The sequence below is a fragment of the Paenibacillus sp. JNUCC32 genome (assembly GCF_014863545.1).
Taxonomy (GTDB): Bacteria; Bacillota; Bacilli; order Paenibacillales; family Paenibacillaceae; genus Paenibacillus_AQ; species Paenibacillus_AQ lautus_A.
This window is the reverse complement of record NZ_CP062260.1, coordinates 5,586,360-5,595,000: the sequence shown is the minus strand read 5'-3', so window position 1 is coordinate 5,595,000 and position 8,641 is coordinate 5,586,360. Positions and strand designations below refer to the sequence as shown.

Sequence of the window (8,641 nt, the reverse complement as noted above, 5' to 3'; positions counted from 1 at the left end):
CGGTCGCCTCCTAAAGAGTAACGGAGGCGCCCCAAGGTTCCCTCAGAATGGTTGGAAATCATTCGAAGAGTGCAAAGGCATAAGGGAGCTTGACTGCGAGACCTACAAGTCGAGCAGGGACGAAAGTCGGGCTTAGTGATCCGGTGGTACCGCATGGAAGGGCCATCGCTCAACGGATAAAAGCTACCCTGGGGATAACAGGCTTATCTCCCCCAAGAGTCCACATCGACGGGGAGGTTTGGCACCTCGATGTCGGCTCATCGCATCCTGGGGCTGAAGTAGGTCCCAAGGGTTGGGCTGTTCGCCCATTAAAGCGGTACGCGAGCTGGGTTCAGAACGTCGTGAGACAGTTCGGTCCCTATCTGTCGTGGGCGTAGGAAATTTGAGAGGAGCTGTCCTTAGTACGAGAGGACCGGGATGGACGTACCGCTGGTGCACCAGTTGTTCCGCCAGGAGCATGGCTGGGTAGCTACGTACGGACGGGATAAGCGCTGAAAGCATCTAAGCGTGAAGCCCCCCTCAAGATGAGATTTCCCAGTATGTAAGACCCCTTGAAGACGACGAGGTAGATAGGTTGGAGGTGGAAGTGCAGCAATGCATGGAGCTGACCAATACTAATCGGTCGAGGGCTTATCCAAAAAACACCCCAAAAAGTGAAGCAAAGCTTTGAAGCAGATGCCGAATACTTTTCGGGGACCCCGATACCACATCGGGTGAATGCTACGGATTCTAATGTGCTGCAAATCGTTTCGTATCTAGTTTTCAGGTGATCAAGCATCTGAACCGTTTGGTGGCGATGGCGGAAGGGTTCCACGCGTTCCCATACCGAACACGACCGTTAAGCCTTCCAGCGCCGATGGTACTTGGACCGAAGGGTCCCGGGAGAGTAGGACGTCGCCAAGCGAACAACCATAAAGACCGTTATCGAGTAATCGATAGCGGTCTTTTCCTATATGCCGTGACGTGGATTTCTGAATTCTGGACTATCTCGAGCCGGCTTGGGTGATACTAAACGACAGTCATGCATCGTCTCCGTGATAATGCCTAAAGGGATGCAATATGGCAGGTCAATCTTAAACGTGGATAAGTCTCCATTTAATAGAAGAAAGCTGTCCATTTGTCCACTCCAAAGAGACAGGACAACGCGCTGGATGGATACTTGCGAACTTCAGGAAATGGGTCAATTCAATCCTTGACAGCCTATGGGCCCTTTGCTAAGATGGCAATAATATATTTCTGAAAATACTTGAAAATGCCGTCCGGTCCAGCTCTGACAGTAGTTGTAGTCCGCAGGAAGACGACAAAAAGGAGGAATAACCCAGGTGTGGGAAGATAAGTTTAGCAAGGAAGGCTTCACTTTTGACGATGTATTGTTGGTTCCTAGAAAATCCGAGGTACTTCCAAAAGAAGTGGATGTTAGCACCAAATTGAGCGAGCACGTGAAATTGAACATCCCGCTCATCAGTGCAGGTATGGACACCGTTACGGAAGCTCCTTTGGCAATTGCCATTGCTAGAGAAGGCGGAATCGGCATTATTCATAAAAATATGACGGTTGAACAACAGGCGGAAGAAGTAGATCGGGTGAAGCGCTCGGAAAGCGGAGTCATCACCAATCCATTCTCGCTTCATGCCGATCATCTTGTATCCGACGCTGAGAAACTCATGGGCAAATTCCGGATTTCCGGGGTTCCGATCGTGGATGAGAACAATAAGCTGATCGGGATTTTGACGAATCGTGATCTTCGTTTTGTTCATGATTACAATACGGTTATCAGCGAAGTGATGACCAGCGAGAACCTGGTTACCGCTCCGGTTGGAACGACCCTTCAGGATGCCGAAATGATTCTGCAGAAGCATAAAATCGAGAAGCTGCCTTTGGTGGACGAGGATAATGTTCTTAAAGGACTTATCACGATTAAAGACATTGAGAAAGCGATTCAGTTCCCTAGAGCAGCGAAGGACGCTCAGGGCCGTCTGCTTGTAGGTGCAGCGATCGGAATCTCTAAAGATACCTTCGAAAGAGCAGAAGCGCTTGTGAAAGCCGGTGTAGACGTCATAACCGTTGACTCCGCTCACGGGCATCACATCAATATTATTGATTCCGTACGCAAACTGCGCGAATTGTATCCCGATCTGACCATTATCGCCGGTAATGTGGCTACAGGCGAAGGTACGCGAGAGCTTATCGAAGCCGGCGCATCCGTCGTTAAAGTGGGAATCGGTCCTGGATCCATCTGTACGACCCGCGTTATTGCCGGGATTGGCGTACCGCAAATCACAGCCATTTATGACTGCGCAACGGTTGCTAAAGAGTACGGCGTGCCGATTATCGCAGATGGCGGTATCAAATACTCCGGGGAAATTACAAAAGCCATCGCAGCCGGCGCTAGTGCCGTTATGCTGGGCAGCATGTTTGCAGGGACGGAAGAAAGCCCAGGCGAAGCCGAGATCTACCAAGGACGCCGTTTCAAGGCTTATCGGGGCATGGGTTCCCTTGCTGCCATGAAACAAGGCAGTAAAGACCGTTATTTCCAAGACGATGACAAGAAATTGGTACCGGAAGGCATCGAGGGCCGTGTAGCTTATAAAGGGCCATTGGCAGATACCATCCATCAGTTGATCGGTGGATTGCGTTCCGGCATGGGGTATTGCGGAACGCAAAACCTGGAGGAGCTGCGGAATGATACCCAATTTATCCGCATTTCCGGGGCTGGTCTCCGCGAGAGCCATCCGCATGATATTCAAATCACCAAAGAAGCGCCTAACTATTCCTTGTAATTCACGGAAAAGAATAAGGATACACAGTATATGTCATTTATTTCCTGGACAAGCTGGATGAAATTCATCTAGCTTGTCTTTTTTTGATACCCCCCCTATGATAGAATAGAACAAGTTAATGACTTATTGAGAATTAGAGGGGAGTAATTCCATTGATAGACAAGTCTATAAAGAAGAATAAGCGACAACGAATTCAAAGAACGCTGGCATCCTTGATGCTCTTTAATATATTATGTTTCTCTGCTGCGCCTGCGGTTTCGCTCGCTGCGCCTAATATGCTGGCTACAGCGGATACAACCAAAGCTACGGAAGACAAAGCGGCAACGGACAAGGCTGCGACGAATAATGCGAAGCCGGACAAAGTGCCATCGGTCGATCAGCTGGGCTTGGAAGTGAGCTCTGCCGTCTTGATCGAGCCATCTACGGGCCAGGTGCTGTTATCCATAAATGCGGATGAAGCATTGCCGCCGGCAAGCATGACGAAGATGATGACGGAATATATCGTGGCAGAGAAGGTAAAACAAGGCGAGTTAGCTTGGGATGACGTAGTCACGGTAGGGGAAAATGCTGAAAAAACCGTGGGCTCACGGATATTTTTAGCTGAAGGCGACCAACATACAGTGGAAGAGCTCTACATAGCAATGGCTGTCGGCTCGGCGAATGATGCAACGGTAGCATTGGCTGAACATATTGCTGGTTCCGAAGCAGAGTTTGTTACCATGATGAACGATACGGCGAAAAAGATGGGATTGAAGACCGCTTTCTTCATTAATTCGACAGGCCTTAGCCGTGCAGATATGCCTGAGAAATACCGTCCTGCAGAAGATAAAGAAACCGTAATGTCGGCAATGGATACTGCATTACTTGCCAAGTATATCGTTGAGGATCATCCTGACTTTGCGAGATTTACGGCCATTCAATCGCATAAATTCCGGCCGCGCGATACGAGTCCGATCATCAACTACAACTGGATGCTGGAGGCAAACAAAAGCATTACGAACTTCAAGGCCTATGCTTACGAAGGTTTGGACGGTTTGAAAACCGGTCATACCAATGCGGCGGGTTATTGCTTTGCCGGTACCGCTGAGCGTGACGGCATGCGTTTGATCAGCGTGGTTATGGGAACGAAATCCGAAGGGGCTCGCTTTAAGGAAACCAAAAAAGTCCTGGATTACGGCTTTGACAACTTCGAAGTGAAGGAAGTCCAAGCAGCCGGAGCAACCGTGCAAGGATTTGAAACCGTCGAAGTGAAGAAGGGCAAAGGTAAGGAAGCTGGGCTGGTGACCGATAAAGCCCTCACATTTGTTGTGCCTAAAGGTTCTAGCGGAAAGAACATTACCTTTGAAGCCAAACTGGATTCTTCCAGCGTGACGGCGCCTGTCGCCAAGGATACGAAGGTGGGTACGGCAACCTACTCATACAAAATCGAAGGCATGAAGGAAACCCAGACCGAAACGGTGAATCTTATCACGGCAGACGAAGTAGAGAAGGCCGGCTGGTTCAAGCTGTTCCTCCGTGCGATCGGTGACTTTTTCGCGGATTTGTTTGATTCCATCAAAAATCTTTTCTAAGGACCCGATAAATTCCGAGTAAATGGGTTGTGTATTTGATTTTGATGCGGTAAAATATCAAGTTAGATTCATTGCAAGTATGCACCATACGGGTACAGACCATATCGCCAGGGAATGCTCTAAATGGCGATGAGATACAACATATAATCGGGAGGCTAGGGGACATGGAAACAGGAACATCTACTGTAAAAAGAGGTATGGCGGAAATGCAAAAAGGCGGCGTCATTATGGACGTCATGAATGCGGAACAAGCGAAAATCGCTGAAGCTGCCGGTGCTACGGCAGTTATGGCGCTGGAGCGAGTTCCTTCCGATATTCGCGCTGCTGGGGGAGTAGCACGTATGGCTGACCCAACCATCGTTGAGGAAGTCATGAAGGTCGTATCCATTCCAGTTATGGCCAAAGCTCGTATCGGTCATTACGTTGAAGCGAAAGTGCTTGAATCTCTCGGCGTGGATTACCTCGATGAGAGTGAAGTGCTGACGCCTGCGGATGAAGTGTTCCACATCGACAAATGGGATTTCACCGTACCGTTCGTATGCGGCGCGAAAGATATCGGTGAGGCGTTGCGTCGCATCGGCGAGGGTGCATCCATGATCCGCACGAAGGGCGAGCCGGGAACCGGCAATATCGTGGAAGCAGTTCGCCATATGCGTTTGATCAACAGCCAAATTCGCAAGGTTCGCAACATGTCGAAGGACGAACTGTATGCCGAAGCCAAAAACCTCGGTGTTTCCTATGACCTCCTGAAAGGCGTTCACGAGACGGGCAAGCTGCCTGTCGTTAACTTTGCCGCCGGTGGCGTGGCCACCCCTGCGGATGCCGCATTGATGATGCATCTGGGCGCTGACGGCGTTTTTGTAGGATCCGGTATTTTCAAATCCGATAACCCTGAGAAATTTGCTCGTGCGATCGTGGAAGCGACAACGCATTATGATGATTATAAATTGATTGCTGAAGTATCCAAGAACCTGGGTGCTCCAATGAAAGGCATCGAGATATCCAAGCTTAGTCCGGCTGAGCGCATGCAGGATCGCGGCTGGTAAGAGAGAAGGGGTAACATGAAGGTCGGCGTACTGGCACTTCAGGGTGCCGTTGCAGAGCATATTCGAAGCATTACGCTTGCTGGCGCCAAAGGGGTGCCCATCAAGAAGGTCGAGCAGCTGGACGACATTGACGGCTTGATTATCCCTGGCGGTGAGAGCACGACGATTGGCAAGCTGATGCGCAAGTATGATTTTATGGATGCGATTCGTCAGTTTTCAGCCCAAGGCAAACCGATATTCGGAACCTGTGCCGGACTGATCGTGCTGGCCGAGCGAATTCAAGGCGACGAAGAAGCGCATTTGAAGCTGATGGACATCACGGTGGCGCGGAACGCGTTCGGACGACAGCGTGAAAGTTTCGAGACTGATTTGCCTGTGAAGGGCATCGATGAAACGGTGCGAGCCGTCTTCATCCGCGCTCCGCTTATTCTGGAAGTGGGACCGGGCGTTGAGGTTCTGTCCACGTATAAGGATGAGATCGTTACAGCCAGACAAAGCCATCTGCTTGCGGCTTCCTATCATCCGGAGCTGACAGACGATTACCGGCTCCATCAATATTTTGTGGAGATGGTTCGTTCCCGAGCGACGGCGCCACAGGCGTAACGTAATAGTTTCAGTAGAAGACATCTTGACTCTTTGGCAGTATGTGGGAGTCAAGTTGTCTTTTTCGCTGAAATGCAATAAGATGTATCGTATGTAACAACGTATAATGCAGCCTTGTCCCAAGGCTTTTTATCAACAGGTAGGGCAGCTGCTTCGATATACTTGATGGATGTTTTACTTTAGGAGGGTTTCCCGTGTTAGACGTAAAAATATTGCGCAGCGAGTACAGTCGTGTTGAAGAAGCGCTGAAGAATCGAGGCAAATCGCTCGATTTGATTGCGGATTTTCCTAAGCTTGACGCCCGGCGCCGGGAATTGCTGCAGGAAAGCGAAAGTTTGAAGAATCGCCGCAACACCGTGTCGGCTGAAGTAGCCAAGCTGAAAAAAAATCGCGAAAATGCAGATGAGCTGATTCTGGAGATGCGCCAAGTGTCAGACCAGATTAAAGCAATGGATGAGGAAGTTCGTGAGCTGGAAGCCAGCATATCCGAGCTTACTTTGGCGATTCCGAATATTCCCCACGAAAGTGTGCCGATCGGCGCCTCGGAGGAGGAGAACGTGGAAATTCGCCGCTGGGCGGAGCCTAAAGCTTTTGATTTCGAACCTAAGGCTCACTGGGAGATTGCCCAGAACCTGAGTATTTTGGACTTTGAAGCAGGCGCGAAGGTTACGGGTTCCCGATTTACGTTCTACAAAGGTCTGGGTGCACGGCTTGAGCGTGCCTTAATCAGTTTCATGATGGATCTGCACAGCGACAAACACGGCTATGAGGAAATGCTGCCTCCATATATCGTCAACCGGGACAGCTTGTACGGAACGGGACAACTGCCTAAATTCGAAGAGGATTTATTCAAAATTAGCGATACGGACTATTACCTGATCCCAACGGCTGAGGTTCCTGTAACGAACTACCATCGTGAGGAAATCCTAAATAGCGAGGATCTGCCTAAATATTACGTCGCATACAGCTCCTGTTTCCGTTCGGAAGCCGGTGCCGCAGGACGCGACACTCGGGGACTTATTCGTCAGCATCAGTTCAATAAGGTCGAAATGGTGAAGATTGTGCATCCGGAAACATCGTTTGATGAGCTCGAGAAAATGACGGCGGATGCGGAGCGAGTGCTCCAGCTGTTGAATCTCCCTTATCGCGTCATGACGCTATGTACCGGGGATATGGGCTTCGGCTCCATGAAAACCTATGATCTGGAAGTATGGCTTCCGGAGAGCGGCGTATACCGTGAAATCTCTTCCTGCTCGAATATTGGAGATTTCCAGGCACGCCGTGCCAATATTCGTTTCCGTCCGGAGCCGAAGAGCAAGCCGGAGTTTGTTCACACCTTGAATGGTTCCGGGCTCGCGGTAGGGCGTACGGTTGCAGCCATTCTGGAGAATTATCAGCAGGCCGACGGCTCCGTTGTCATTCCGGAAGTGCTTCGCCCTTACATGGGGAATGTTAGCATCATCGAACCTAAGAAATAAGTTGATAACATAGGTTGACTTGTGGTATAATGATTTTTGCACGTGATTCATTTGCAGTGATCATTTCCACATGGAGAGGTACCGAAGCGGTCATAACGGGGCGGTCTTGAAAACCGTTAGGGGGCAACTCCACATGGGTTCGAATCCCATCCTCTCCGCCATACATATACAAATGCAAGCCGTTTCCTTAGGGGAACGGTTTTTTTATGGTCTTTATGCCTTTTTTACCAGAGGAGAAATGCATAGAAGGTTCAGATCTAAGCACTTTATGCTTGGGGGACCTGCTGTATAAAACAGCGCCTGTTATCGCAATTTATAGAGAAGGGGAGGTGTGAACATGAACTCAGAACTGAATGTCGATCAATCGACGCTGGTCAATGCTTGGCAGGAAAGGCTGCCGACCATACTCAAACCGGGGGATCGTGCAGAAGTGGCAGCAGACGAAGGAGATCCGAACGCCATCCGCATTCACATTGGCGCAGCAGGTCGTCAGGAGTATTCGTTTGATTTTCAATGCACCTATGTGGATTCCCGGGAAGTGAAGGTCGCTCTGATCGATGTAGAGCGTGATGGCGCGACGACGGATGAGCGCAATGAGAACATACAAGGCATGGTGGGCGATTATACGCGTCATATTCATGAGTGCGCTCAAACGCTGCAGCAAATCACGCATCACTAAGTTCCATGAATGAATGTGAAAGCTGTGATGCTCCTTTCAGACCGAAGCATCAAGGCCGTTTGCGTAGAACAAACGCTGTGATCCATGAAATGGAGGGCTATCAGATGAGTAAACCAAAGTCGATTCCGGTGCCTGAAGCACAGGAACAACCGAGGCAGCGGAAGGACCATGACCGGGGCGGCCAGGAGCCGCTGTCAGGCTCGCACAGAGCGAAGATCCGCAAGCAGGATGGCCATTATAATCCGGAGGGCTAACAGCCTTTAGGAGCTAATACGAAAGCGCCAAAAATCAAGAATCGAGAGAACTTCCTGACATTCGACAGGAAGTTCTTTTTTTCGATTTGAAACCTTTTGCTTCCAACTTCCGTATTAGTGTTCAAGTGTAATATTTTGGGGCCCCACCTTATTCGCATGTTAAGAAGTTTGAAATTAAGATGGATGGAAAAAGAAAGGAAATAAAATTTCAGCAAATATTCCAGAAAGTG

Annotated in this window: 7 protein-coding genes, 1 tRNA gene and 2 rRNA genes (1 of these 10 running past the window's edge); all 10 read left to right on the top strand. The window is 49.6% G+C overall.

Translation table 11 applies throughout. The annotated features are described in order from the left end of the window. Positions 1-638 (top strand): 23S ribosomal RNA (locus JNUCC32_RS24715) (it extends 2,290 nt beyond the left edge of the window). A gap of 148 nt (positions 639-786) precedes the next feature. Next, positions 787-903: ribosomal RNA gene (rrf, locus tag JNUCC32_RS24710) — 5S ribosomal RNA — on the top strand. A gap of 419 nt (positions 904-1,322) precedes the next feature. Continuing rightward, a complete protein-coding gene (gene guaB, locus JNUCC32_RS24705) occupies positions 1,323-2,780 on the top strand; it encodes an IMP dehydrogenase (protein ID WP_090914430.1) in 1,458 nt (485 codons plus the stop codon). A 152-nt stretch (positions 2,781-2,932) separates the two neighbouring features. Then, complete coding sequence (locus JNUCC32_RS24700) at positions 2,933-4,351, top strand: D-alanyl-D-alanine carboxypeptidase family protein (RefSeq protein WP_192570132.1); 1,419 nt, start codon at positions 2,933-2,935, stop codon at positions 4,349-4,351. A 164-nt stretch (positions 4,352-4,515) separates the two neighbouring features. Further along, positions 4,516-5,397, top strand: coding sequence for a pyridoxal 5'-phosphate synthase lyase subunit PdxS (gene pdxS / locus JNUCC32_RS24695; RefSeq protein WP_009595550.1), 882 nt, complete (start codon positions 4,516-4,518; stop codon positions 5,395-5,397). Positions 5,398-5,412: 15 nt separating this feature from the next. After that, positions 5,413-6,000 (top strand): pyridoxal 5'-phosphate synthase glutaminase subunit PdxT, encoded by a 588-nt coding sequence (pdxT, locus tag JNUCC32_RS24690; protein ID WP_192570131.1) that lies wholly within the window; start codon positions 5,413-5,415, stop codon positions 5,998-6,000. 194 nt (positions 6,001-6,194) lie between these two features. Next, positions 6,195-7,478 carry a serine--tRNA ligase gene (gene serS, locus JNUCC32_RS24685; RefSeq protein ID WP_009595514.1) on the top strand — a complete coding sequence of 428 codons (1,284 nt, stop codon included), beginning with the start codon at positions 6,195-6,197 and terminating at the stop codon, positions 7,476-7,478. Positions 7,479-7,550: 72 nt separating this feature from the next. Then, positions 7,551-7,639: transfer RNA gene (locus JNUCC32_RS24680), tRNA-Ser, on the top strand. A gap of 176 nt (positions 7,640-7,815) precedes the next feature. Then, positions 7,816-8,157 (top strand): hypothetical protein, encoded by a 342-nt coding sequence (locus JNUCC32_RS24675; protein ID WP_009595528.1) that lies wholly within the window; start codon positions 7,816-7,818, stop codon positions 8,155-8,157. A 104-nt stretch (positions 8,158-8,261) separates the two neighbouring features. Continuing rightward, positions 8,262-8,411 carry a hypothetical protein gene (locus tag JNUCC32_RS24670; RefSeq protein ID WP_009595549.1) on the top strand — a complete coding sequence of 50 codons (150 nt, stop codon included), beginning with the start codon at positions 8,262-8,264 and terminating at the stop codon, positions 8,409-8,411. Positions 8,412-8,641: the final 230 nt, after the last annotated feature.